The organism is Pseudomonas reidholzensis (assembly GCF_900536025.1).
GTDB classification, from domain to species: Bacteria; Pseudomonadota; Gammaproteobacteria; order Pseudomonadales; family Pseudomonadaceae; genus Aquipseudomonas; species Aquipseudomonas reidholzensis.
The window spans coordinates 744654-768773 of record NZ_UNOZ01000013.1 but is presented as its reverse complement, the minus strand read 5'-3'; the positions used below and the strand labels follow the sequence as shown (position 1 = coordinate 768773).

Genomic DNA, 24120 nt, shown 5'->3' with positions numbered 1-24120 from the left:
TGCGGCTCGGTGCAATACTGTCCAACACCCTCCAGCAAAATCCCCCGCCCTAGCCTTGCCTGCTCAAGGTGTCCCACTGCGCCTGCACCGCCTGCAAGCGTGCCAGGGAGTCGGCATCCAGCGGATTGTTCCGCAGCTCGACCCGCCTCGGGTGCTGGCGGATCCACAGCAGCGCCTCCTCGCTCAATTGGCCGATCGCATTGTCGGCAAGGTCGACGTACAACTCGGGATGACGCTGCAGAAACGCCAGCGGCAGCACATCAAGCCCGGTCGCGCGCAACGTCAGGTGGCGCAACTGGTCGAGGTTGCGCAAGGGCGGCAACATACCGATCGGGTTACCGTTCAGGCTCAGCGTCTGCAGGTGGCTGAAGGCCTCCAGGCGCTGGCCGCCCAGCACATCCACCACGATCTGGTTGTTGCCCAGGTACAGCTCGGTGAGGTTGCGCAGGCGTTCCAGGCCTGGCGGAATCGCGCTCAACTGATTGGCACTGAGGTTGAGGATGCGCAGTTCGGTAAGGCTGCCGAGCAGCGTCGGCAGGGTAGTGAACCGGTTGTCCGCCAGGTGCAGGTGCACCAGCCCCGTCAGGTTCGCCAGGGCGTCCGGTAACGCACCAAGCCGGTTACCGCGCAGGTTGAGCTGAGTCAGCTGGGCCAGCTGGCCGATCTCGGCCGGGACGGCGGTCAGCGCGTTGCCGTTCAGGCCCAGGTACTGCAACCTGATCAAGCGCTCGAGCCCCGCCGGCACCGTGGCAAACCGATTGCCTGCAAGATCAAGCTCGGTCAACAAGGTCAGCTGGCCTAACCCGGGCAGCGCGGCAAGCCTGTTGTCCTCCAGTGCCAATACCGTCAACTGGGGCAACTGGCCGAGCCCTGGCAGTTCACTGAGGCGGTTGCCATTGAGCCTGAGCTGGGTCAACAGCGGCAACTGCGCCAGGCCGGCAACGGTGGCCAGGCGATTGTTCTCCAGGTTCAGCCGGGTCAACCCGGTAAACCGCTCAAGGCCGGTCAAGGCCGTGAGCTGATTGCCACCCAGCTGAAGGGTGCGCAGATTGGCGAAACGCTGCAGGAACGTGTCCGCCACGGCGGTCAAGCCCAGGTCGCGCAGGATCAGGTGGCGAATATGGCCGAAACCCAGCCCGGGCGGCAGATCGGGCAGGCTGCCGATCCGCTCGCCGCTGAGGGCCAGGGTGATGTTGGCCGTTGCGCCATAGGTCGGCTGCCAGGCCTGACGGATCACCAAGCCAGCGCGCAGCCGGCGGGTATAGCCTGGGGCTGTCGGCTCGCCGCGCCAGAGGCGCAGGCTCAACCTGAGGCTGCGCACTTGGCGGGCCAGCTCACTGTAGGCCGTCCACAGGGTCCGGCCGGGCCTGCGGGTCAGCTCATAAGCGAGCCAGGCCAGGTCTTCTTCGTCCCAATGCGGAAACAACTGCCGCACGCCGGCGCGCACCGACTGGCGCGCCCGACGATCATCGGCACTGAGTACCTGGCCGTTGATCACCCGCTCAGGCTCGCCGCCGCTCAGCCGATAGCCCAGCCGCCCATCAGCGAACCGCACCGGTGGGCGCACGCTGCCTGGCTGCGGCGCCATGCCGAGCAACCCCTCGGCACCCTCGCGCTGGCCAGCGGCGCGCCGGCCCAAGGCTTCGGCCAGTGCTTGGGCGGCGTCACCGTCGCCGAGCATCAGGCGCTTCTGCGCGGTGCCCAGGTGCAGCCACAGGGCCTGGAACAGGCTGTCATCTCCCGCCGCCAGCGGCAGTGCCTGGCCTGACGCCGCCAGTGCCTGGTAGCCGGTGGCGCCCTTGACGATGCTCACCACCTCGGTGGCATCGGCTGGGCCAGCCTGGGCGAGCAGCTCACCGCTACCGACCTGGTCACGCAGTTCGACGCGCACGGTCGCAGGCCATGGCGCCCAGCCGTCGATCAAGCCCAGGGCGAGCCGTTCAGTGTCAGGATTGACTGCGCTCGGCTGATAGAAACCGGCACAGGCGCGGTCCACACGGCTGTCGCGGATGAACCAGCGCGCGTCAGTGGCCAGCGCCAGCGGTACCCGCTGGGTTGCGATCATCTGTTCGACCTGCGCGGGCGCGGCATGCTCCACGATCTCCCGCGCGCCACCTGCCGAAAGGCTCTGGAAATCGCGCCGGAGCACCTGCTCGGCGGCCCCGTCCGTTGCCTGCAGCGCAGCGAGCTGCTGCTCGAAGGCCGTGCCGCTCAGGGCTGGCTGCTGCCCATGCAAGCCATAGCGTTGCGCCGCATCGCGCAAGCGTGCCGGCGCCGGCGCCTGCTCCAGGTGCAGGCGGCGCAGGCGATCTTCGTCAAAGCCGATACTCTGCATCACGCGCTCGGCGCCTTGATCATCGAGGCCGGCCAGGTCGCTGGCCAGGCGGCGGATCAACACACCAGGCCCCTGCCAGTGCCGCGGCGTCTCGAACTCATGCCGCCAGCCCCCCTCGCCGTTGTCCTCGAGCAGCGGCGCATAGGCTTCGGCACGCCGTGGATGGTGCATACGCAGCTCGCCACTGGCGGCGTCTTCGCTCACCCGGTAGGTCGCCTGATGCGTGCGCAGGTACATGCCGTCCGCCCCGCTGACCCGCTCGCCGATCGCCAGCGCGCGGTCAGGCAGGGCATAGCCTGGCAGCTCGGCACTGATCAGCTTCAGCTGGTCGTCGTCCTTGAGCACCGGCACCAGCCCGTCGACGAACGACGAACGTGCGACCAAGCGGCCCGCAACCACCCCGACCGCCGCCACCGCGGCCGTCAGACCGAGGTTTTCGGCGACGCCGAACAGATGATCCAGCGCGCCCTGGCGATCGCCCAGTTGCCAATCGGCATAGCCTTCGTAGACCTCCTCGGCGATCTGCGCGGCAGCGATGCCCATCAGCGGCAAGCCCAACCCGGGCACGAACACGCTGGCGAGTGCCAACAGGTTCAGGCCCAGGCGCTGGTAGCCAGCCAGGCGTTGTTCACGCGCCTGGCGGTCTGCATCGGCAGTGGGCGTGGCCAGCACCCGAGCATCGTCGCGCAGGGTGTCGAGGCGGGTCGTGCGCAGCTGGGTAAACAGCGCCGCGGTAAAGGCCTGCTGACGGCCGTCGAGTTCGATCGGGGCAACGCCGCTGGCGCTATTCAACAGGCCCGCCAGCGCCTCACTGAACGCGTTACGGTCACGCTCACTGATAAAACGCTGGAAATACGCCGCATAGCCGGGCACCTGAAAACGCCGGCCAAGCGCCTGGAACACCGCCGCCCAGGAATCGTGACGGCTGAGCGCAGCCTGCGGGTCGTCGGGCATCCACAGGATCACGCCTTCGAGGGTGGTACCACGGCGCACTTCGAAGCCGACCGCGCCACGCACCTGCTTGCCCAGCAGGCGAAAGCCGCAGGGCCGCAGGGCCGCGGAATCCGAGGGCACCACAGGCGCTGTCGCCAGCAGAGGCAGAAACTGGAAGTAACTGGCTTCATCCAGCTCGCCCTTCAGCGTGGCCACGCGTACCGCCGCTTCCAGGCCGGTGCGCGCACTCCGCTCAAGCACTACCTCGACCGCCCTGCCCGCCTCGCCAGGCGGCGACAACACGCCTTGCAGGTGCTCCTGGTACAACCTGCCAATGTCCAGGGCGCGGCAGGTCGTGATGAACGCCTGCGCCGACAGCGGTTGCACCTCACCCCGCGCATTGACCAGCACGGCACTGCTCAGGGCAGTGCTCGGCGCCAGCTCGCTGCCTGTGAAGTTGTGCAGTGCGGCGGCCAACAGCGTGACCTCGTCATGCTCCTCCAGCGTGTTACCCAGCCCTCCGGGCACCACCGGTGCACTGGCAATGACCGTGGTCCGACGCAGCCTGACCTGGCGCACGTCGAGGGTCAGTTGGTGCCGCTCGAGCAAAGCCCGGTTCAGCAACGCCGCGGCGAAGCTGTGCAGCGGGGTGATTCGCGCAAACACCTGCGCCAGCTCATGCTGGCTGTGTTGTTGCCGCTGCAGGCTCTGCTGCAGCTTGCCCAGGCGCTCGGTGGACGCGCCGGTCAGCCAGGCCGGCAAGCGACTGGCGATCAGCGCATCGACGCTATCGGGGTGGAACAGGTCTGCGTTCATGGCGCGTGGATCCTTGCTGGAAAAACCTCAGCAGACCAGCAAGCAGCCCGGGGCGGGCAGTACTTATGTCAATGCCTGGACAATCACCGCTCAGGTTTTCTGATGGCAGGCCGATATCAAGGGTTACAGTCCAGGATCTGCACGGAAGCCGACAATGAACGCGATCACAGCTGCCCAATCCCTGCCACCGGTTTACACCCCTGCGGTGTCGGTCCAGGTGAAGGCCATCGAGCAGGCGGTCAGCACCACCCAGACCTCGCCGAGCACCTCAGTCACCCTGGGCGAGGCCGTCACGGCGCCGCCGCCGATCTACACCGCCAACGGCACCCTGGGTGGCGCGCAGGTCCGCTACGCCTTTGAACACGAAAGCACCGACAAGCTGAGCTCGACCCTGCTCGACAACATCCAGGCATCGGCCAGCGCCGGCGGGCGCTTCAAAGGCCTCGGCGCAGCCTTGCTCGCCCAGTTGGCGGCCAACGGCGGGAAATCGATCTCGCAATCGGTGCTGACCGTGGGCACCGAGCAAGCCGACGCCGGGGTGCTCAAGCTGCAACTGGAGCACCTGCGCGCGCACCCGGCCAGCAGCCTCTCGTTCAACCTCACCACGGCCTCCGGTGCCACCATCAGCTTGTCCCTGGCGAGCGGCGAGAAGGGGCTGTCGGTCATCGCCGACGTGCACAATGGCGAGCTGAGCAGCGAAGAACTCGAGGGCCTGGCGGCCATGGCCGACGACTTCCAGTCGGCCATCGACGGCCTGACCCAGGTACCACCGCGCCTGCAGCTGGGCAACCTGGTCAAGCTCGACTCGTCGCTGTTCAGCTCGCTGCAACTGAACGCCAGCCTGGTGGTCAGCGGCGAACTGCAGACCTTTGACCTGAGCCTCGACGACAGCGCCCGCAAGCTGGCCCTGAATGGCCCGTCCGGCCGTGTAGAGATGAACCTCGACACGCCGAGTGCGGCCTTGCTCGGCAGCACCGCGCAGCGCCAGGCGGCGATCGACAGCTACCTGAGCCAGTTCGACGCCGCGCTGAAACGCGGCAAGGGCGACGCCAACCTGATGGGCCTGTTCAAGGACGCCTTCACCCAGCTCAATGCCGTCGATGAGCGCAAGCAGGCGGTCAGCGAGCGCGTCTCGCTGCTCAGCGCCACCGACCGCGCCCTGCTCAGCGGCCTGGCCGACTTCAATGCGTCGATCAGCCAGCCGACCCAGCACAGCAACCCGATGCGCCTGGAGGAGTCGGACCGCTTCGAGTACCAGGCCTCGCAGTCGACCACGATCAAGAACGCTGGCGGCGTGAACCGCTCGGTGCAGCAGGAGCAACAGGCAGGGCTGAAAGCGGCTTACCACCAAGGCCTCAACCCGTTGACCAACATGCAGTTGGGCCTCGACAAAGAGTCGCAAAATTACCGTTATCACGAGATCAACGATCAATCGAGCAGCAGCACCCGTCTGGCCTATGAGAACAACCGCCTGGTCCAGGCCAGTGCCACCCAGCAGGCCAGCCAGAGCGAGCGCGTGCGCACCTACGTCAATGCCGACCTCGTCGATGACGTGACCACGCCGACCTCGGCGACCGAGACCCATGACCTGCTCAACCTGCTCACCGATGCCTTCCGCGACGAGCGCCTGGCCCGCCAGGCAAACGATGCCTCGATCCTCGATGAAACCCTGCAGGGGCTGCGCAGCCGCTGGCAGTTGCAGTCCAACCCGGCGGACATCGCCCGCTGAGGCCACGCTGCACTGAGTCACCACCGGGCAAAGGTCGCACGCTGTACTTCTCAGCGTGCGCTTTACCCAACCGTTGGTGATCCCAGAACTGGCTCCGCCGATAACCTGCAATTTGCGCTTGGTTTTCAGTAAAGCTGGGGCCGCTGCGCGCCCCTTTCGCGACACAAGGCCGCTCCCACACGGTTGCGAGCCCTGCTCAGTAACTGTGGGAGCGGCCTTGTGTCGCGAAAGGGCTGCGCAGCAGCCCCAGCGATCTCAAGCCAAGTGCAATGTCAAAACACCCTGAAAGCCTGCTACTCAAACTTCAATGCGCAGCGCCTGGTCCAGATCCCGTTGCAACGCACGCACATCCTCCAACCCCACATGCAAGCGCACCAAGGCACCTGCGTGCTGGGGCGCAAAGGTGCGCTCGCGGACATCGGCGAGGGTCACCAGGCTTTCGTAACCGCCCCACGACGCGCCAATGCCGAACAGGCGCAAGGCATTGACGAAGGCCTCCGCCCGCGCGGCGCCCGGCGCTGCGAACTCGAAGCTGAGCAGGCCGTTGCTGCCGCTGAAATCCCGCCGCCAGAGGTCATGCCCGGGGTGCCCCGGCAAGGCCGGATGGAACACCCGCGCCACCTCTTCACGGCGCTGCAGCCACTGGGCGATTTCCAGCCCCTGACGCTCATGCACAGCCATCCGGCTAGCCAGCGTGCGCGCGCCGCGCAACACCAGCCAGGCGTCATCGGCACTGACGGTACAACCAAAGGTGTCGCTCATCCGCGACAACGCCGGGAACACCTCGCGGGTGGTGCAGACGCTGCCCATCATCACGTCGCTGTGCCCGCCGAGGTACTTGGTCAGTGCCATCACCGAGATGTCCGCGCCCAGCGCCAGCGGCTGGTACAGGTAACCCGAACCCCAGGTATTGTCGACCGCGAGCAACACGCCCCGCGCTTTGCACAAGGCCGCCATGGCGGGCAGGTCGTTGAGTTCGTAGAGCAAAGAGCTTGGGCTTTCGCTGTAGACCATGCGGGTGTTGGGCTTGAAGGCTTGCGCCAGGCCTTGGCCATCCGCGGCAAAGTACTCGACCTGCACGCCAAACGGCTGCAACAGGTCTCGCGCCAGGCGCCGCACCGGGCCATACACGCCATCACTGACCAGCAGGTGATCGCCGGGGCGCAGGTAGGCCAGGAAGGTCTGGGCAATGGCCTGCAGGCCGGTGGCGTACAGCTTGCTGCGGTAGCCACCTTCGAGTTCGCTGACCAGGTCTTCGAGGGCGAACGCGGTGGGGTTGCCCCGCGCGCCATAGCTCAGCACCCGCTCGTGGTCGCGGCGGCTGCGGGCGTCGCGCATCTGCTCGACACTGTCGAACAGCACCGTGCTCAGGCGGCTGACCGGCACATTGACGCCCTGGGCGCCCTGCCCCGCTGGATTGCGGCCGGCATGCAGCAGCCGCGTGGCCAGGCCTTGGTCGGCGCTCAGGGGGCTGAAGCTGTTGATCTCGGCGTCGCTCATCTGGGCGATCAGGCCGGTCTCCCAGGCGAGGTACTGGCGGGCGGCGTCCTTGTTGCCCGCATGACGGTCGTGGACGAAGAACAGGAAGTCGATGCAGTCGGCATCGGCCAGGCTGAAATCGTTGTCGACCTGCGGCCAGTCGCCGAGCGCGGCCTGTGGGAACAGCCGGGCTGACTCACGCTGCTGGCTTGGCAGTTCGCTGACCGCCAGCTCAGCGACCTGGGGATCATCGGCGATGAACACCAGGCGCTGCCGGCTGCCGCTGACCTGCTCGGCCAGCCGCACCCGGCTCGACCACTTCGCGCCGCGCAGGTGGCGCTTGCGGTACGCGCTGCTCGCGCGCAGGTCGATCAGCTGGGCGCCGTCGAGTTCGCTCGACTGTGCCTCGGCGAGGGTCACCGCTACCGGTTGCGGCGGCGCCAGGCCCACGCCGCTGGCCAGCGCATCCTTGAGCACGTAAGCCTGGTGGCCCATCTGCCGCAGCCAGCTGGCCACGACCGGGGCGCGCACGCCATCGTTGTCGAACAGGACCACACGGGCATGCCGCACGCCAATGTACAGGTCGGTACCCTGGACCAATTGGCCGCCGGGGCAGTGCTGGGCGCCCGCGAGGCTACCACTGGCGAATTCTTCGGGGGTGCGCACGTCGCAGAGGTAGAGGCTGCGCGGCTGACCCTCCGTGGCGTTGTTCCAATCGATGACCTGCTGGGCGTCGACCCACTGCACGCCGGCTTGCCGGGCGAGGCGCTCGGCGCGGTTGCGCTGCTGGTCGAGCGCGCGCCCGCTGTGTGCGGGGTAACCCTGCAGGCTGCCGTGGTCGAGCGGCAGGTCGACCAGGTACCAGCCCTGGGTACCGTTTTCCAACGCATAGACCGGGTTTTCAACCCCCAGGTTGATCAGCGTCTGCGCGCCGATGATGCTGCGGGTGCGGCCCGCGCAGTTGATCACCACCGGTGTCTGCGGATCGGCGACCAGGTCTTCGAAGCGGTAGCCGAGCTCGCCATTGGGGCAACAGGTGGCACCGGGGATGCTCATCTTGGCGAACTCGTCCAGCGGCCGCCCATCGAGTACCACCAGCGGCTTGCCCTGGCGTTGCCAGATGGCCAGCTGCTCGGCGCTCACGCGCGGAGTGTGGCAGGCATGCTCGACCAGCTCGCCGAACGCCTTGGATGGCAGGTGCACGCCGGCGAACAGCTCATGGCCCGCAGCCTGCCAGCCGCGCGCACCGCCTTCGAGCCAATGCACGGCGCTGTAGCCCAGCGCCTGCAAACGCTGCAGCGCACGCACGGCGAGCGCACCGCCGTCCTCGTCGTAGACCACCACGCGCACCGCGCGATTGGGCGCCAGGCGCGGGGCGTCGATTTCCAGCCGGCTGTACGGCAGGTTGACGCCATGGAACAGGTGGGCTTCGCCGTACTGACCGTGCTCGCGCACGTCGAACAGGGCGATCTCCTGGCCGTCGAACAGCCAGTCATGCAGGTGCGCGGGGGTGATGCGTGGGCTCATGGGACGCGGTCCGTGGTCGTGGTCGATCAGAGGCCATAGGCCTCGATGGAAGGGGTCATCTGGGATTTGTTGTAGTTCACCACGCTGCCGTCGTCCTTGACCCCGTAGCGGTGTTCGAGCGATTCCAGCGGGCGGCCGTACAGGTGGAAGTGCAGCGTCGGCGAATCGCCTTCGACGCGGATGCCGTGCAGGTCGTCGCCGAGAAACGCCACCGAGGTGCCAGGCTGGACCACCACTTCGCGCTCGAGCACCAGCTCGGCGCGGGCCGGGTCGCTGCCATCGTCGGCGCGGCGGTACACGCGGTTGAGCTCCTGGCCTTCGACGGCGACGATGATCGCCCAGGTCTCGTGGTTGTGCGGCAGGGTCGCCTTGCCGGGCAGCAGCGAGTTGACATACAGGGTCGGCGACTCGCCGTCGTCGTTCAGGCGATAGCGGAACTGGGTTTCGCCGCTGTCGGCGGCAGGCGCGGGGAAGCGCGCAAAGTTGAACAGCTCGCGCTGCGCGGTCAGCGCTTCGAGCAGGCTGACGATCTCCTGCAAGGCGGCGCGGTCGACACCGCGGGCATGGATGGCGCGTACGTGCTGGAGGAACGGCTGGATCACGGATTGACTGGACATGGCGTCTCTCTTTCTGGGCAGGTCAGGTCTATACGCTGAGGCTGTAGCGCCCCAGGTTGCTCAACAGGTCGGGGCCTGGGCGACTGGGGCGCTGGCCGCCCTCGCCCAAGGCGTGTTGCAGGAACGCCTGGGTGCGTTCGTGGCGCGGCGCGCGGAACAGCTGCTCGGCGCTGCCGTGCTCGACGATGCGACCGTTTTCGGTGAAGTACACCTGGTCGCTGATCTCCTCGGCGAAGCGCATTTCATGGGTCACCAGCACGCAGGTCATGCCCTCCTCGGTCAGCGCGCGGATCACCGCCAGCACCTCACCGACGGTCTCCGGGTCGAGCGCCGAGGTCACTTCATCGAAGAGGATCAGGCGCGGGCGCATGGCCAATGCGCGAGCAATTGCCACGCGCTGCTGCTGGCCACCGGAGAGCTGACCGGGAAACGCCTCGGCCTTGTGCCCCAGGCGCACTTTGTCGAGCAGCGCCAGGGCGTCCTGGCGGGCTTCGGCGCGCGAGCGGCCAAGCACCTGGATCGGCGCGATCATCAGGTTGTCGAGCACGCTCAGGTGCGGGAACAGGTTGTACTGCTGGAACACGAAGCCGACCTGCTTGCGCAAGGCAATCAGCTCGGCCTCGCGCTGCAGCGCATGCACCTGGGTGTCGCCGATGCGGATCTGCCCACGTTGCGGACGCAGCAAACCGGTGATGCAGCGCAGGATGGTCGACTTGCCCGAGCCCGAGGGGCCGATGATCGACACCGCCTGGCCGGCCTGCACGGTAAGGTCGATGCCCTGCAGCACCGGCGTGTCGCCGAACGCCAGGTGCACGTCGCTGAGCTGGATCAGGGGTTCAGAAGGCATAGCGGCGCTCCAGGCGTTGGGTCAGGCACGAAATCGGGTAGCAATAGAGGAAGAACAGCGCCAGCACGCTGAAGTACACCAGCACGGTAAAGCTGCTGCTGTTGACCGTGTTGGCGGCGATCTGCGCGCTGTCGAGCAGGTCGTGCACGCCCACCAGCGAGGCCAGCGCGGTGCCCATGGTGACCACCGCATAGAGGTTCATCCACGGCGGCAACATGCGCTTGAGGCACTGCGGGAGGATGATCGAGCGGAAGATCTGCGCCCGGCTGAACGCCAGCGAACGGGCGGCCTCCCACTGCGTGACCGGGATCGAGCCGACCGCGCCACGGAAGATCTCGGCGACGTTGGCGCTGGCCGGCAGGGCCAGGCCGACGGTGACCTTGAGCCAGTCGGGGAACGCCAGCCAGGTGCTGCCGACCTGGATCTCGAAGGGGAACACATAGGAAGTGAAGTAGATCAGCACCAGCCACGGCGCATTGCGAAACACCTGCACCCACAGCCGCGCCAGGGTGCGTACCGGCGCCAGGGGGGACAGCGCGAGTACGCCGATCAGCAGCCCGAGCAGCGTGCCGAGGCCGATGGCAACCAGGCTGATCTGGATGTTCTGCCACAGCCCGGCGGCCAGCGACGGCGACCATTGCCACAGGGTACTCAAGGTATCAGTGGCCATAGCCGGGCATCCTCAGGCGCGCTTCGAGGGCGCGGCCGATACAGTTGACAGCAAAGCTGAGCAGGCCGAAGAAGGCCAGGATCAGGATCATCAGTTCGATCACGCTGTCGCTCTGGGTCCAGATCATGATCGAGGCGTAGGTCAGGTCATTGACGGCGATGGCCGAGGCGACCGCGGTCATCTTCACCAGGTCGATCAGGTTGTTGACCAGGGCCGGCAAGGCAAAGCGCAGGGCCAGCGGCAACTGCACCTGCAACAATTGCTGGCGGCGGCTGAAGGCCAGCGAGCTGGCGGCCTCGAGGGTCACCGCCGGCACGCTTTCGATGCCGGCGCGCAGGGCTTCGGCATGAAACACGCCTTTGTGCAGGGCGATCACGATCACCACCCAGGCGAACGGGGTCATCGGGTTGGCGCCGCCCAGGCTCTGGTTGAGCAGCATGTTCAGCACCAGGAAGGCGCAGTACAGCTGGACCAGGGTCGGGGTGTTGCGGGTGACTTCGACAAACGCCCGCGCCGGCCAGGCCAGCCAGCGCCGGCCGCTGGTCAGCGCCCCGGCGAGCAGCACGCCGACCAACAGGCTGCCGACGCCGCTGAGCAGGCACAGCCACAGCGTGGTAACGGCGCCCTCGAGCAGGTTGCCACGGCTGTAGGCGTCCAGCAGGAAGTGGTAATCCAGCCCGAGCCGTGCGGCCTGCTCGACCAGCCAGTGCAAGAAGGCGCTCATTTCAGGCGCCATCGCCCTGCAGTTTCTGCCGCAGTTCGACCAGCGCCGGCGAGGCCGGGGTGATGTGGTTGGCCTGCTCGCGCTCGATCAGCCAGCCGCTGCGGTGCCACTGTTTGACGAACGGGTCGAGGCGCGCCTGAATGTCGCCCTCGCCCAGCCGGGTCCAGATCACCGAAGGCGCCGGGTTGAGCTCCGGGCTCAGCGCGCGGTAGCCGCTCCACTCGCCGCCCTTGGCCAGCAGCGGGTTGATCAGGGTGGCGTCGTGCACGGCGGCCACGCAATTGTTGCCGCGCAGCGCCAGCAGCGATTCGGCGGAGGTCTTGAAGGCCTTGAGCTCGGCACCGAGGCCGATCAGCGCCTGGGTGTAGCTGCTGCCCTGGGAGGTGCACACCGGCTGGCCCTTGAGCTCGGCCCACGTGTGCACTGGGCTGTCCTTGGCCAGCGCGGCGCTGCCGCCGACCCGGTAGAACGGGGTTGGCACGTGGCCGAGCAGCTTGTCGCGCTCGGGAGTCCACTCCATGTTGGCGATCAACAGGTCGACCTTGCCCTGCTGCAGGAACTGCACGCGGTTGGCCGGCTGCACCGCGACCAGCTCGAGCTTGACGTTGAGCTGGCGAGCCAGGTCGCGGGCAAGGTCGACGCTGAAGCCGATCGGCTCGCGGGTGGCCGGGTCGATGGCGCCGAACGGGCCGCCGGAGAGCACCACGCCGACCGACAGGCGCTGGCGTTGTTCGATCTTGTCCAGGGTGGCATCCGCCTGTGCGGCAACGCTGCCGGCCAGGGTGGCGCTGGCAATCAGCGCGGCGAGCAGGCCGCGGCGAGCGGTGGTGAAGGTCAGCGACATGGTGGGCTCCTCATCCCGGCAGCCGGAATACCCGGCCAATGAGCGCGCATGCTAGGGAGTCACCGGCGGCAACGGAAATGCAAATATCGCCTATTGTTATAACTCTGCGTGTCGCAACTTCAGGGCAAAAAGGAATAAGCCCGTAATCATTGGCTTTCGCCGATAAAGCCCATATGGGGTATCGACCAATCGATAAAGCTTCGTTATCTTTTTCGACGCTTTAGTGATGTGATCTTGCCGATCCCGGGGCCGCTTCGCAGCCCATCGCGGGCAAGCCCGCTCCTACAGCCCTTGTAGGAGCGGGCTTGCCCGCGATGGGCTGCGAAGCGGCCCCAACCCCGATAATTGCCAACCCAACGGCGGCCCGAATGCCCACCCTCGACCTTGACCTGCTGCGCACCTTCGTCGCGATTGCCGACCACGCCAGCTATGCCGAAGCCGGTCGTCACCTGGCCCGCACCCAGGCCTCGGTCACCCAGCACATGCAACGCCTGGAACAACTGGTCGGCGTGCCGCTGCTGCGCAAGCAGGGCCGCCACAAGGCGCTCACCGATGGCGGCCGGCAACTGCTCCGCCACGCCCGGCAAATGCTCGCACTGAACGACGAGGCCCTCGCCGGCCTGCGCGACGAGGGCCTCAGTGGCGTCCTGCGGATCGGCTCGCCGCACGACATCGCCGACACCATCCTGCCGCCGATCCTCGGCCATATCGCCCGCTCCGCGCCCAACCTGCGCCTGGAGATCGACGTCGGCCGCAGCCCCTTCCTGATGGAGGACCTGCAGCGCGGCAAGGTCGACATGGTGATTTCCACCCGCACCGCGCCCGGGCTCGAGGGCTTCGCCCTGCGCACCTCGCCGGTGTGGTGGATATGCGCCGCGCAGTACCAGCATGTGCCCGGCGAGCCATTGCCGCTGGTGCTGGTGGACGAACCGAGCCTGTACCGCAGGGTGGCCATCGAGGCCCTGGAACAGGCCGGCATCGCCTGGCGCCAGGCGTACCTGGCGTCCAACCTGATCGGGATCAAGGCCGCGGTGCGCGCGGGGTTGGGGATTACCGCGCGCAGCCAGGAGATGGTCGCGCCGGACATGCGCGTGCTCGGCCAGAGCGACGGCCTGCCGCCGCTGCCGGACGTCACCTACTACCTGTGGGTGCGGGCCAACACGGTCAACCCGCTGATCCGCCAGGCCTACGCGATGGTGCGAGCCAGCGTCGGGCTGTGACGCCGGCGCCCGCCCTCACTGGGGAGTGGCGGGGGCATACAGGGTGACTGCGCGCGCATCCACTGGCTTGGGCAGCAGCCCTTCGCGCAGGAATGCATCGGCGATGCGCTGCTGCTCGCCCAGGTCATCGACGCTGACCGGCTGTACGTCGTAGCTGCGACGGGCGTTGGCCTGCTGCACCGTGGCGCTGTCCAGGTTGCCCCACAGCGGGCCGAGTACACGCGCGGCCGCTTGCGGGTTGGCCTTGGTCCATTGGCCGATCTCGCGCAACGCCAGGTATACCTGCTGGAGTACCTTCGGATGGGCCTTGGCGTAGTCGCTGCCAGCCAGGTAATAGCGCTGGTAACTGGCAAGGCCGCTGCCATCGGCGAGGATCCGCGCATTCTGCTGACGTTGAGCGCTGGCCACGTACGGGTCCCAGGTGACCCACGCATCGACCTTGCGGTTCTCGAAGGCCGCGCGCCCATCGGCGGGGATCAGGTAGGCGGGGTTGATGTCCTTGAAGCTCAAGCCCGCCTTGGCCAGCGCCTGGATCAGCAGGTAATGGCTGCCGGCGGCCTTAGTCACCGCGACCCGCTTGCCCTTCAGGTCAGCGAGGGTCTTGAGCGGCGAGTCGGCCGGCACCAGGATCGCCTGCGCGGTCGGCGAAGGCGTCTCACGGGCGAAGTAGGTCAACTGCGCGCCCGCCGCCTGGGTGAACACCGGTACCGTGTCGGCGACGTCGGCCGAGAGATCGACGTTGCCCAGGTTGAGGGCTTCGAGCAGCGGCAAACCGCTCGGAAACTCATGCCAGCTGACGCGAATGCCTTCGGCCTGCAAGCGTTGCTCGAGGGTGCCGCGGGCCTTGAGCAAGGTCAGCAGGGTTGAGGATTTCTGATAGCCGATACGCAAGGTCTGCTCGGCGCTGGCCAACCCTGGCAGCAGGCCACCGATGAGCAGGCCGACGGCCAGATGGCGCAGGCGTTTGAAGTGCAGCATGGGCAGTGCTCCCGATCAGTTTTGGGCGGCGACAGTGGCAGGGCCAGGCACGCTGAACCCCTTGGCGAAGGTAGGGGCGACATCCAGGCGCTCACTCATCAAACCGTGAGCGTGGTAGAAATCGGCGGTTTCCTGCTGCTCGCTGATGGTCTTGGCATCGATGCCCTGCCAGCGCAGCTGACGGCGCTCGAACTGCAAGCGGGCGGCCTCCTTGGGGAAACCGATGATTTTCGCCAAGGTGGTGGAGTAGCTGTCCAGGTGCTGGTTGGCCCAGACCTGCGCACCGGCCAGGCGCTTGAGGTAATCCTCGAGCGCCGCCTTGCGGGCTGGGTCCTCCAGGGCTTTTTCAGTCGCCGCGAGGAAGCTGTTGCCGCTGGACAGGCCGCGACCGTTGACCAGCACCCGACCCTCCCCGCTCAACTCCGCCAGGGCGGTGTAGGGCTCCCAGGTCGACCACGCATCCACCGAGCCATTGGCCAGGGCAATCTTCGCGTCGACCGGGCCAAGGAAACGGAACTCCACGTCCTTTTCGCTCAAGCCAACCTGGTCCAGCGCCTTGAGGGCCAGGTGATGGCCGATCGAGCCACGGCCGGTGGCGATACGCTTGCCTTTGAGATCGGCGGCGCTGTGCAACGCGGCGTCCGGACGCACCAGCAGCGCCGTGCCATACGGGTCGGACTTGTCCACGGCAACCGCCTTGACCGGCGCGCCCGAGGCCAGCACGAACAGCAGCGGTGCATCGCCGATGATCCCCGCATCGATGGCACCGGCATTGAGCGCTTCGGCCAACGGCGCCGCAGCGGGGAATTCGGCCCAGTGGATGTCGTAGGGCACATCGCGCAGGGCGTCGGCAGCTTCGAGCTGGGCGCGCATGTTGCCCTTCTGGTCACCGATGCGCAGGGTCAGGCGGTCGGCGGCGAGCGCCTGGGTGGCCGCGAGCAGGGCGGCAGCTAAAAGCAGTAAACGCGAACGCATGTGCAGGGTGCTCCTTGAGAGTGTCACTGGGCCGATCCAGGCCGTGGTGAAGAAGACTCTACAGAGCAATTCGTGATTAATTAAATTGATTTTATGAATATCCTAATATGCAAAATAACAAACATAGCCCGCCTGTTGAGCCTGTCTACCGCCGAAGCTCGACCTCGCCAGCAACCGCCAGCCGAACAGCCTTGGCACAGCTTTTCGCAACATTTCGATGCATTACACTGGAGCATTGGCACAAATAGTCGGTAGAATCGCCGCTCGGCGTGTGCTGCGTGCGCCCGGGGTTGCCCCGAATACGGAGAACATTCATTTGTTTTCCGAGAGTCCGTCCATGTTGCATGCAGCTGCCCACCTTCTGTCTCTGGCGTTTTCCGTTCCGGCTCCTCGCAGCCGGTCTTCGTACGTCGCTTCCCTTCGCCCCTCCCATCGCCGCAGTGGCCCGGTTCGTCCGTTGCCAGTGCTTTGCCGTGCCCGTGATTTGGCGCACGCTAGCGGTTTCGAGGGCGAATCCATGAACGAGGACCTTTTTGCATGACTGTTTCCCTCCCTACCACGGCGCGGCGCCCGCTGCTGCAGCGCCTGCTGGCCAACGAAGCCACCAGTGGCGTGCTGCTGATGATCGCCGCCGCACTGGCCATCGTCATTGCCAACAGCCCCTGGGCCAGCACCTATCAGCACCTGCTGCACATGCCCATCGGCCCGACCTTTACCGACAAGCTCGGTGAGATGACCGTGCACCAGTGGATCAACGACGGCCTGATGGCGGTGTTCTTCCTCATGGTCGGCCTGGAGATCAAGCGCGAGATGGTCGACGGCCGCCTCGCCACGTGGGAGCAACGCCGCCTGCCCGCCCTGCCGGCGTTGATGGGCATGGCCGTGCCCGCGCTGATCTACCTCAAGGTGTCCAGTGTCGAGCCCGGCCTGGCCCACGGCTGGGCGATCCCCGCCGCCACCGACATCGCCTTTGCCGTCGGCGCCCTGGCCCTGCTCGGGCGGCACGCGCCGCTGTCGCTGAAGGTGATGCTGGTCTCGGTGGCGATCATCGATGACATGGGCGCGGTGGCGATCATCGCGCTGTTCTACACCTCCTCGATCAACCTCATCGCCCTCGGCGCCGCCGGCGCGATCGTCGCCTTGATGCTGGGCATGAACCGCCTGCGCGTGGTGACCTTGTGGCCGTACCTGATTGCTGCGGCCGCGCTGTGGTACTTCACCCTGCTGTCCGGGGTGCATGCGACCATTGCCGGTGTCGTGGCCGCGCTGCTGATCCCCTACACCGCCGGGGATAGAAAAAGCCCGCTGCTGACCCTCGAGCACGCGATCGCACCGTGGGTCGGGTTCCTCATCGTGCCGGTGTTCGGCTTCGCCAATGCCGGGGTGTCGTTCGCCAACCTGAGCTTGAGCGATGCGCTGGCACCGCTGCCGCTGGCGATTGCCCTGGGGTTGCTGCTGGGCAAGCAAGTCGGGGTGTTCGCGGGGGTTTTGCTGGCGGTGAAGACTGGCCTGGCATCCAAGCCTCAAGGGGCTAGCTGGTTGCAGATCTATGGCGTGGCGATGCTCTGCGGGATCGGCTTCACCATGAGCTTGTTCATTGCTGAACTGGCGTTTCCTGGGCAGGCGGAACTGATTGATCAGGCCAAGATCGGGATCTTGCTGGGGTCGCTGGTTTCGGCGGTGATTGCTTGTGTGATCTTGCGGTTTGCGCCGAAGCAGCAGGGTTGAAGATCAAGGGCGGGGCCTAGCGGTTCCGCCCTTTTGGGTTGCCCGCAGCGCGAATGCCGCGGAAAATGGAAATCCTCAGTTCAATTTTGGCTTCGCGCCCTTCAACAGCTTGCTCGGCGGCATCCCGACAAGCTGGGTAACCATGAATGAAAAGGAGCTCAGGCTGCTGTAGCCCAATGCCGAGGCAATCTGACTCATGGAGCAGCCCTTGGCCGCAAGCGCCAGCGTTTCAGCCAACAGGGCTTGTTTTCTCCAATCTGAAAAAGCGCAGCCCATTTCCGATTTGAACAGCCGGTTGATGGTACTGACGCTCGCCCCAACATCCCGAGAAAGCTCACTCAAGCTTCTATCGACTCTGGGATCCTCCAAAAACGCGTCGCACAGCGCACTCAACCGCCTCTCGGACGGAACGGCAATCCCTAATGAGAGAACAGCGGCCTTACGAATTTCGAGAAGCGCCAACTCAAGCAGCGTTCCATAGCGCTCCGAGGGTAAACCGCCAAGGTCTTCTTCTGCCAGCGCAACGACCAACTCGCGCAAGAGCGGCTGAACCTCTAGGACTCGACACTCCGCCCAACCCAGGGCATGCGCCGCCAAACAGCGAGCACCGGTATCAACGTCGAGGTAAAGGGAATGGAGTCGCGCATCCTCGATGATGGTGGCCGTATGCGAGGTTCCAGAAGGAATCCACACAGCCCGCCACGGAGGCACGGTGAACACCTTCCGTCCGGTGTGCACGCGAATCACACCCCTGCTGGAAAACACCATCTGCGCCCACGGATGCTGGTGAAGCTCCACCTCTGTATTTGCAACATGAGTGCGCAGCGTACAGCGCAGCGGGCAGTCACTGCTTGGCGCGTAAGCGGCACAAGGCAGTGGCGGTAGGCGATGTCGGGTAGACCTTGAATTTGACATGATTTCGAAAGTTCATGATCGGTCTTCGATAGCCGAAACTAGCACACATTCATATGCTTCAGCGGCGTCCGATTACTCTCGCAGCTCGCGGCCTTGTGAGCGATTCATGAGGATCAGCGCACAAGGAGAAATGAATGCCGCAGGTCACCCTGAGCGCGCACGACCGGACCATCATCGGCGTCCTGGTCCTGGGCATCGCCCTTCCCTTGTTGGACACCACATTGGTCAACCTCTCGCTGCACAACATAGGGGATCAACTTGGCGCGCCCCTTTCCATGATGCAGTGGGTTGTTACCGCGTACACCTTGGCCGCGGCGGCTGCGGTCCCGTTGTCTGCCTGGTTGGCAGCCCGCATGGGCGCCAAGAAACTCTGGATAATCAGCCTGTGGTTATTTTTAATCGGTACGGCCCTGGCCGCACTTGCGCCAAACGTGGAATACCTGATTTTTTCAAGAGTGTTGCAAGGCATAGCAACGGGACTACTGCTTCCGACCATGCAAACCCTTGTGGTGATTGGCATGGGGCAAAACAAAACACGCGCAGCACTGTCCGCCATGTCGGTGCCTTCTGTGCTGGCCCCGATACTTGGGCCGCTAGTAGGGGGATTGGTGCTGCAGTTTTTTGACTGGCGGTTGATCTTCTGGCTGCACATCCCCATCTGCATCCTCGCAATAGTTTTTGCTTCAAGAGTCATTCCCCACGCCGACCCCATCCCCGCTCATCCGTTCGATGGCACGGGATTCTTACTGCTGTGCCTTGGATTAGTCGCTGTGTTTTACGGCTTATCGCTGCTCAGCACGCAGGCTAATCCTGCATGGCTGCCATCGTTGCTCGCAGGGATCTGTTTGATGATGGCTTTCACGTGGCACGCCTATCGCAAGAAACAAAGCGCACTCATCGATATCAGAATCTTTAGGGAAGGGAAATTCGGCGCCTGCTGCACACTGTTGTTTCTCTCAAGTATCGCCCACTACGGCGGCATCCTGCTCTATCCCCTCTATCTCATCCAAGCAGGGATTTACCCAGTGCAAGTGGTCGGCCTTCTGGTGGCACTGCACGGTGTTGGAATCCTTCTGGCGCGGCAAAGACTTACAAAAACCTGCCTGCGATGGGGCGATCGTAACGTCGCGCAAGGCGCCATCGCGCTCGCGCTGGTGGGCTCAACCGCTTTGCTCCTCCCGCCTGCTGCTTACAGCGTCTATTTCACCGCCTTCGGCATGTTCACACGGGGTTCTGGACTCGGCATTCTTACACTTTTGGCCATGTCGGGGGCCTATCAGGGGCTTACTGTGGCACAGGTTGCCCACGGCAGCTCTCTCTCCCGCCTTGTTACTCACTTAGGCGCAGCGACCGGCACAACACTCATTGTCGTCACTGCCGTTTCTGTCGGGGGCTTGGGTACGGAACACGCATTGGACTATTTTTACGGACATATCGCGCTGATCGCGGCATTGGCGTTGTGTGCCTTTGCGTCATCGCGACTGGAGTAGCGCTGGGATGCTCACCATGCCTGCACGGGCGGTTGCAAACGCGTCATGGCCACTAGGTGCATGCCACCGACTTCTCCAGCGCCCTTGAGATCGAGCGCCGCCCGCGCGGCGCATCGCGGGCAAGCCCGCTCCTACATTTGTTGCAACGTACCATGGCCTGGCAGACCGACGTCTTAGCCTTTGTCGTAGGACGATGATGGTGAGTCGACCTCGATAACCTCCTACCAGCCTGTCGCCCTGCGCGAAGGCTGGCATCTGCGCGCTCGCAGCGCCATCCAACACTGCAACAAATATGGGAGCGAGCCTGCGCCCGAACTAAAAACTCCGACTCACAACACAATCCGTATACGCCAAGCAATCTGACACTCGGATAAATTGAACCCGGGTGAGCTCACCCAGCGCAAAAAACTTCCAAGCCGTGTGCTCTTCGCTGAGGGTTATCTTCGAAAGGTCTGAAATAACGCCGCGAAAAATGAAAGCATGCGAATTATAGTGCGCATGAAAATACACACCCGTCAGCGTTGCTGACTCAAGGGCCAGCCCCATCTCCTCCCGGCACTCCCTGACCAAAGCCTCGTGTATCGTCTCACCCGGCTCTAGCGAACCACCCGGCAACCCCCAGGAGCAATCTCCGTAATTGGCTTTGAGCAAGAGAACCTCATCATGCTCATTGAAAATCACTGCGTGAGAACTCAAACGAAAGGTGTCGTCGAAAGCCATCTGGCAACCTACCTGGAGGAATAGCACACTCCAATCCTAGGAAGATTTCGGGCTGCGTCAATAAACGCAGTGTGGATTGATGCCTAGCTTTCAGCCGTCAACCGAAGTGGATATCGCCCGCTCACGCGTGCTCTGCAACCTGTGCAAGGTGATCTGTCGCACCTGTGCCTTGCTCTCCTCGACATGCGCACGCAGCAAGCGCTGCGCCTCCTCGCTGTGCCGGCCGATGATCGCCGCGAGGATCTGCCCATGCTCCTCATAGGTTACCGAGACCTGCCGGCCCACGCTGAGGTCCAGTCGGCGAATGATGCGGATGCGCTCACTGACCTGGGCATGCAGCCGGGCCATCTCTGCGTTGCCTGCGGCTTCGAGCAATTGGCAATGGAAGCGCTCGTCCAGCCGCAGCAGCTCTCGCTCGTCGCGCACGCGCTCTGCGGCCGATACGCCCCAGATCCGCTGCAAGGCCTGCAGCGCTGCGGGTACCGGGCCCTCGTCGCGCGCGCACAAGCGCCGCACGGCTTCGAGCTCGAAGACCACGCGTACGTCGAACAGCTCTTCAAAATGAGCGGTGTCGAACGCCCGTACCTGCCAGCCACTGCGAAACAGTACCTGCAGGTAACCTTCGCGCTCCAGGCGGTGCAGGGCCTGGCGCACCGGCGTGCGGCTGACCTGCATGCGGGCGGCCAGGTCGCCTTCGCTGAAACGGTCGCCGGGTATCAGCCGGAACTCGAAGATATCGTCCTTGAGCTGGCCGTAGATCTGCTCGACCAGGTTCTCCGGCCGCGCCCTCTCGTCTCGCTTACCGCCGAGCCACTGCATTGACCGCCCCCACTGTCTGTGTTCCATCTGGTATCCAAGCAGAAGGAATACAAACAAGGACCATGCCAGCTCGGGGGTCAGCCTGGGAACCCGTGGAGCGGCGGGCATCCCGGGCAGATCAACTGGGTCTGCTGCGCCTTTATCGAGCCGACAAGCTTCGCGCTGGTGCGTGCCTCAGGGCTGGCGGACCTGCTCCAGGGCCGCTTTGAGTGCAGCGGGGTCGGTGTATTGCTGCTGGGCCACGAGGTTGCCGTTGTCCAGCTGCAACCAGAGCACCGAGCCCTCGGCGGCGGGGTAGCGGCTGGCGACTTGGCCGTCGCGGTCGAGCAGGACGCGGTAGCTGTAGTCGCGCATGGCGGGCACGGCGAACAGTTTGCTGATGATCGCGGGCATGCGCTGGATGTCGGCGACGAACAGCGCGTGACGGGCTTCGAGGTAGCCCTTGGGCTGCTCGGCGATGGCCGCCTTGAGCAACTTGGCGCCGTCCATGTCGCGGGCGACCAGCAGGATGCGCGCGTCGGCGTCGAGGCTGGCGGGCTGGTCGTGCTGATCGAGCAAGGTCCAGGGGGCGAGCTTGTCGCCGGTTTCGAGGGCGTTGGCGATCAGCGGCAAGAGCGCCATGAGCAGTGCGGCGGCGTATTTCATCTGGGTTCTCGAAGGGGGTGATGTGGGCAGCATAAAGCATGTTGCCTGTGCCGACCTCTTCGCGGGTAAACCCGCTCCCACAGGTACAGCGCTACTCTGGAGATTTGCTCGGTCCCTGCGGGGGCTTGCCCCGCAAAGCGGTCGGGAGACTTGCCTGCACACGACCTGAAATGCGCCCTCTCCACCCCATCTGTTGTCTTTCCCGGGCACCACGAGCACACTCACCTCCGCCAGCCAGGAAGCGGAGTCAGCAGTGCCCACACCACGTCATTTCAGCAAGAAGACCAGCACCAGCAACATGCTTCGGCTCAAGTCCGCGGCGGGTGACGCGCAAGCGCCATACCGGGTCGATTTCGTCTTGCTCGAACACTTCTCGATGGCCAGCTTCACCGTGGCCATGGACGTGCTGGTGACCGCCAACCTGCTGCGCGCCGACAGTTTCAGCTTCACCCCGCTGTCGCTGGACGGCGAGCGGGTGGTCAGCGACCTGGGGTTGGAGCTGATCGCCAGCGACCTCGAACCGGCTGCGCTGAAGGGGCTGGACCTGCTGGTGGTCTGCGGGGGCCTGCGTACCCCGCTGAAATACCCCGAACTCGACCGCCTGCTGGCCGACTGCAGCGCACACGGGATGGCCATGGGCGGCCTGTGGAACGGTGCCTGGTTCCTCGGCCGCGCCGGGGTGCTGGCCGACTACGGCTGCAGCATTCACCCCGAGCAACGCGCCAGCCTGTCCGAGCGCAGCCCGCAGACGCGGATCACCCCGGCCAGCTTCACCCTGGACCGCGACCGGCTGACTGCGGCCAGCCCTAACGGCGCCATGGAACTGATGCTCGGGCTGGTGCGCCGCCTGTATGGCGATGGCCTGGCCGAAGGGGTCGAGGAGATTCTCTCGTTCTCGGGTGCACGCTACCGCCAGGTCGGCCCAGGGGCCAAGAAGTCCATGAGCCTGCACCTGCGGACCATCGTCGAACTGATGGAAAACAACCTCGAAGAAACCCTCAGCCTCGATCAGCTGGCCGCCTACAGCGGCCGCTCGCGACGCCAGATCGACCGCCTGTTCCAGGCGCAGCTGGGGACGTCGCCGCGGCGCTACTACATGGAATTGCGCATCACCAAGAGCCGCCGCCTGCTGCAGTACTCCGACCTGTCGGTGATGGAGGTGGCCGTGGCCTGCGGTTTCGTCTCGGTGTCGCACTTCAGCAAGTGCTATGCGGCGTACTTCGGCTACCCACCGTCACGCGAGCAACGGCTGGGCGAGTGACGCGCACTCAGGCGCGGATGAAGTTCATCACCGCGTCGCCGATCATCTGCTTGTGACGCAACTTGATCTGCTCGTCGGCCAGGTCGATCTGGAAGATCTCGCTGAAGGTGTGGCGGTTGGAGACTCGGTAGAAGCAGAACGAGCTCATCAGCATGTGCACGTCGATGACCTCGATACCGGGGCGGAACACCCCTTCTTCGATGCCGCGCTCGAGCGTCCTGCCGAGGGTGTCCATGACCACGCTGCTCATCTCGCGGATCACCGGCGACTGCTTGACGTACTCGCCGTAGTGGATGTTCTCGGTAGAGACGATGCGCACGAAATCGACGTTGCGGTCATGGTGGTCGAAGGTGAACTCGACCAGCCGGCGGACCGCCTGCTCGGCCGGCAGGGCGTCGAGGTCGAGGCCGCGTTCGGTCTTGCGGATGTCGCCGTACAGCTTGACCAGGCACTCGACGTAGAGCTGCTCCTTGCTGCCGAAGTAGTAGTAGATCATGCGCTTGGAGGTGGCGGTGCGCTCGGCGATGGCGTCCACACGGGCGCCTGCCAGGCCCTGCTGGACGAACTCGCTGATGGCCGCCTGGAGGATGTCCTCGCGGGTCTTCTCAGGGTTGTTCTTGCGCGCCTTGCGCCCCGCTTCGATGGCGGGCTCGCCGAGGCTGACTACGGAATCACTCATACCCACTCACAGGCTATTTATTGGAATAAGGGGGGGATTATCCGTGAGGCGCGCTGCACAGGGAAGCGCGCTGTTGGTCGACTGGTCAGCTTTGCGGTGTCTGTTGTGGCCCTATCGCGGGCAAGCCCGCTCCTACAAGGCTTGTAGGAGCGGGCTTGCCCGCGATGGG

The 24120-nt window shown here is 65.2% G+C and carries 19 protein-coding genes; 5 read left to right on the top strand and 14 right to left on the bottom strand.

The features are described 5' to 3' along the window. Positions 1-49: 49 nt before the first annotated feature. Complete coding sequence (locus CCOS865_RS11770; RefSeq protein ID WP_119140888.1) at positions 50-4084, bottom strand: leucine-rich repeat domain-containing protein; 4035 nt, start codon at positions 4082-4084, stop codon at positions 50-52. A gap of 154 nt (positions 4085-4238) precedes the next feature. Here CCOS865_RS11770 and CCOS865_RS11765 point away from each other — a divergent pair, with 154 nt between their 5' ends. Continuing rightward, positions 4239-5813: a hypothetical protein gene (locus CCOS865_RS11765; protein WP_119140886.1), complete on the top strand. Its 1575-nt coding sequence runs from the start codon at positions 4239-4241 to the stop codon at positions 5811-5813. Positions 5814-6110: 297 nt separating this feature from the next. On the opposite strand, the gene metC is transcribed toward CCOS865_RS11765, so the two are convergent. From metC to CCOS865_RS11735, 6 genes are read right to left on the bottom strand one after another with little or no spacing between them, the layout of a single operon-like run. After that, positions 6111-8819, bottom strand: coding sequence for a cystathionine beta-lyase (metC, locus tag CCOS865_RS11760; protein WP_119140884.1), 2709 nt, complete (start codon positions 8817-8819; stop codon positions 6111-6113). A gap of 26 nt (positions 8820-8845) precedes the next feature. Further along, positions 8846-9436, bottom strand: a complete 591-nt coding sequence (locus tag CCOS865_RS11755; RefSeq protein WP_119140882.1) for a cysteine dioxygenase family protein — start codon at positions 9434-9436, stop codon at positions 8846-8848. A 28-nt stretch (positions 9437-9464) separates the two neighbouring features. Next, positions 9465-10283 (bottom strand): amino acid ABC transporter ATP-binding protein, encoded by an 819-nt coding sequence (locus CCOS865_RS11750; RefSeq protein WP_119140880.1) that lies wholly within the window; start codon positions 10281-10283, stop codon positions 9465-9467. After that, positions 10273-10953, bottom strand: a complete 681-nt coding sequence (locus tag CCOS865_RS11745; protein ID WP_119140878.1) for an amino acid ABC transporter permease — start codon at positions 10951-10953, stop codon at positions 10273-10275. The genes CCOS865_RS11750 and CCOS865_RS11745 overlap by 11 nt, the downstream gene beginning before the upstream one ends. Next, complete coding sequence (locus CCOS865_RS11740; RefSeq protein WP_415842637.1) at positions 10943-11677, bottom strand: amino acid ABC transporter permease; 735 nt, start codon at positions 11675-11677, stop codon at positions 10943-10945. Before CCOS865_RS11740 ends, CCOS865_RS11745 begins: the two co-directional genes overlap by 11 nt. Before the next feature lies 1 nt (position 11678). Next, a complete protein-coding gene (locus CCOS865_RS11735) occupies positions 11679-12521 on the bottom strand; it encodes a transporter substrate-binding domain-containing protein (RefSeq protein WP_119140874.1) in 843 nt (280 codons plus the stop codon). Between the two features lie 368 nt (positions 12522-12889). On the opposite strand from CCOS865_RS11735, the gene CCOS865_RS11730 reads away from it, so the two are divergent. Then, on the top strand, positions 12890-13741 hold the full coding sequence (locus CCOS865_RS11730; protein ID WP_119140872.1) for a LysR substrate-binding domain-containing protein: 852 nt from the start codon (positions 12890-12892) through the stop codon (positions 13739-13741). A gap of 15 nt (positions 13742-13756) precedes the next feature. Here CCOS865_RS11730 and CCOS865_RS11725 read toward each other — a convergent pair whose 3' ends face one another. Both CCOS865_RS11725 and CCOS865_RS11720 read right to left on the bottom strand, forming a co-directional pair. Further along, the gene (locus tag CCOS865_RS11725) at positions 13757-14719 is read right to left on the bottom strand and encodes an aliphatic sulfonate ABC transporter substrate-binding protein (protein WP_119140870.1); all 963 of its coding nucleotides are present in this window, start codon (positions 14717-14719) and stop codon (positions 13757-13759) included. A 15-nt stretch (positions 14720-14734) separates the two neighbouring features. Further along, positions 14735-15694: an ABC transporter substrate-binding protein gene (locus CCOS865_RS11720; RefSeq protein WP_119140868.1), complete on the bottom strand. Its 960-nt coding sequence runs from the start codon at positions 15692-15694 to the stop codon at positions 14735-14737. Between the two features lie 537 nt (positions 15695-16231). On the opposite strand from CCOS865_RS11720, the gene nhaA reads away from it, so the two are divergent. Continuing rightward, positions 16232-17422 (top strand): Na+/H+ antiporter NhaA, encoded by a 1191-nt coding sequence (gene nhaA / locus CCOS865_RS11715; RefSeq protein WP_119140866.1) that lies wholly within the window; start codon positions 16232-16234, stop codon positions 17420-17422. A gap of 75 nt (positions 17423-17497) precedes the next feature. Here nhaA and CCOS865_RS28555 read toward each other — a convergent pair whose 3' ends face one another. Further along, positions 17498-18337, bottom strand: a complete 840-nt coding sequence (locus CCOS865_RS28555) for an AraC family transcriptional regulator (protein WP_119140864.1) — start codon at positions 18335-18337, stop codon at positions 17498-17500. Positions 18338-18471: 134 nt separating this feature from the next. Between CCOS865_RS28555 and CCOS865_RS11705 the strand changes: the two genes are divergently transcribed. Next, positions 18472-19827, top strand: a complete 1356-nt coding sequence (locus CCOS865_RS11705) for an MFS transporter (RefSeq protein ID WP_119140862.1) — start codon at positions 18472-18474, stop codon at positions 19825-19827. 315 nt (positions 19828-20142) lie between these two features. Here CCOS865_RS11705 and CCOS865_RS11700 read toward each other — a convergent pair whose 3' ends face one another. The 3 genes from CCOS865_RS11700 to CCOS865_RS11690 all read right to left on the bottom strand — a co-directional run bounded on the left by CCOS865_RS11700 (position 20143) and on the right by CCOS865_RS11690 (position 22011). Continuing rightward, the gene (locus CCOS865_RS11700) at positions 20143-20547 is read right to left on the bottom strand and encodes an NUDIX hydrolase (RefSeq protein WP_119141008.1); all 405 of its coding nucleotides are present in this window, start codon (positions 20545-20547) and stop codon (positions 20143-20145) included. Between the two features lie 90 nt (positions 20548-20637). After that, entirely contained in the window at positions 20638-21366 is a 729-nt protein-coding gene (locus CCOS865_RS11695; protein ID WP_119140860.1) for a GntR family transcriptional regulator, read from the bottom strand. Positions 21367-21540: 174 nt separating this feature from the next. Continuing rightward, positions 21541-22011 carry an FAD/FMN-containing dehydrogenase gene (locus CCOS865_RS11690; RefSeq protein ID WP_119140858.1) on the bottom strand — a complete coding sequence of 157 codons (471 nt, stop codon included), beginning with the start codon at positions 22009-22011 and terminating at the stop codon, positions 21541-21543. Positions 22012-22264: 253 nt separating this feature from the next. On the opposite strand from CCOS865_RS11690, the gene CCOS865_RS11685 reads away from it, so the two are divergent. Continuing rightward, positions 22265-23272: a GlxA family transcriptional regulator gene (locus tag CCOS865_RS11685; RefSeq protein ID WP_119140856.1), complete on the top strand. Its 1008-nt coding sequence runs from the start codon at positions 22265-22267 to the stop codon at positions 23270-23272. 7 nt (positions 23273-23279) lie between these two features. Here the strand turns inward: CCOS865_RS11685 and CCOS865_RS11680 are convergent, their stop codons facing one another. Further along, complete coding sequence (locus tag CCOS865_RS11680; RefSeq protein WP_119140854.1) at positions 23280-23951, bottom strand: TetR/AcrR family transcriptional regulator; 672 nt, start codon at positions 23949-23951, stop codon at positions 23280-23282. Positions 23952-24120: the final 169 nt, after the last annotated feature.

Excerpts from the sequence above, each read along its gene's own strand:
- CCOS865_RS11770 (WP_119140888.1), bottom strand. The coding sequence starts at position 4,084 with ATGAACGCAGACCTGTTCCACCCCGATAGCGTCGATGCGCTGATCGCC.
- CCOS865_RS11765 (WP_119140886.1), top strand. The coding sequence starts at position 4,239 with ATGAACGCGATCACAGCTGCCCAATCCCTGCCACCGGTTTACACCCCT.
- metC (WP_119140884.1), bottom strand. The coding sequence starts at position 8,819 with ATGAGCCCACGCATCACCCCCGCGCACCTGCATGACTGGCTGTTCGAC.
- CCOS865_RS11755 (WP_119140882.1), bottom strand. The coding sequence starts at position 9,436 with ATGTCCAGTCAATCCGTGATCCAGCCGTTCCTCCAGCACGTACGCGCC.
- CCOS865_RS11750 (WP_119140880.1), bottom strand. The coding sequence starts at position 10,283 with ATGCCTTCTGAACCCCTGATCCAGCTCAGCGACGTGCACCTGGCGTTC.
- CCOS865_RS11745 (WP_119140878.1), bottom strand. The coding sequence starts at position 10,953 with ATGGCCACTGATACCTTGAGTACCCTGTGGCAATGGTCGCCGTCGCTG.
- CCOS865_RS11740 (WP_415842637.1), bottom strand. The coding sequence starts at position 11,677 with ATGAGCGCCTTCTTGCACTGGCTGGTCGAGCAGGCCGCACGGCTCGGG.
- CCOS865_RS11735 (WP_119140874.1), bottom strand. The coding sequence starts at position 12,521 with ATGTCGCTGACCTTCACCACCGCTCGCCGCGGCCTGCTCGCCGCGCTG.
- CCOS865_RS11730 (WP_119140872.1), top strand. The coding sequence starts at position 12,890 with ATGCCCACCCTCGACCTTGACCTGCTGCGCACCTTCGTCGCGATTGCC.
- CCOS865_RS11725 (WP_119140870.1), bottom strand. The coding sequence starts at position 14,719 with ATGCTGCACTTCAAACGCCTGCGCCATCTGGCCGTCGGCCTGCTCATC.
- CCOS865_RS11720 (WP_119140868.1), bottom strand. The coding sequence starts at position 15,694 with ATGCGTTCGCGTTTACTGCTTTTAGCTGCCGCCCTGCTCGCGGCCACC.
- nhaA (WP_119140866.1), top strand. The coding sequence starts at position 16,232 with ATGACTGTTTCCCTCCCTACCACGGCGCGGCGCCCGCTGCTGCAGCGC.
- CCOS865_RS28555 (WP_119140864.1), bottom strand. The coding sequence starts at position 18,337 with ATGTCAAATTCAAGGTCTACCCGACATCGCCTACCGCCACTGCCTTGT.
- CCOS865_RS11705 (WP_119140862.1), top strand. The coding sequence starts at position 18,472 with ATGCCGCAGGTCACCCTGAGCGCGCACGACCGGACCATCATCGGCGTC.
- CCOS865_RS11700 (WP_119141008.1), bottom strand. The coding sequence starts at position 20,547 with ATGGCTTTCGACGACACCTTTCGTTTGAGTTCTCACGCAGTGATTTTC.
- CCOS865_RS11695 (WP_119140860.1), bottom strand. The coding sequence starts at position 21,366 with ATGCAGTGGCTCGGCGGTAAGCGAGACGAGAGGGCGCGGCCGGAGAAC.
- CCOS865_RS11690 (WP_119140858.1), bottom strand. The coding sequence starts at position 22,011 with ATGAAATACGCCGCCGCACTGCTCATGGCGCTCTTGCCGCTGATCGCC.
- CCOS865_RS11680 (WP_119140854.1), bottom strand. The coding sequence starts at position 23,951 with ATGAGTGATTCCGTAGTCAGCCTCGGCGAGCCCGCCATCGAAGCGGGG.